This window comes from Citrobacter sp. Igbk 16 (assembly GCF_028069755.1).
Lineage (GTDB): Bacteria > Pseudomonadota > Gammaproteobacteria > Enterobacterales > Enterobacteriaceae > Citrobacter.
Genome location: NZ_JANEWJ010000126.1, coordinates 1 through 245, shown reverse-complemented (window position 1 = coordinate 245; position 245 = coordinate 1). Strand labels below are relative to the sequence as shown.

Below are 245 nucleotides of genomic sequence, written 5' to 3'. Positions count from 1 at the left end.
GTCGCCGTTATCCTTCCAGCTGCTGCCCGCTTTCAGCGTGGCGTTTGCCACCGTGACCGCCTTGTCCAGCGACGCGGATACCCCGGTCACCGCATTGTCGTTTGCATCTTTCAGCGTCACCGTCACCTTCATATCCGAGCCAGCCACATAGGTGGTGTTGTCGGTTTTGATGGCCGACTTCGCCGCGTCCGGTGTGTTTGCCGTGATGGCATACGCCCCTGAGGTATCTGCCGCACCCCAGCCAC

At 61.2% G+C, this 245-nt stretch carries 1 protein-coding gene; it reads right to left on the bottom strand.

Features of this window, described 5'->3' with window-relative positions:
• On the bottom strand, nucleotides 1-245 hold a 245-nt coding region (locus tag NNO03_RS22685), incomplete at both ends, for a hypothetical protein (protein ID WP_271450617.1).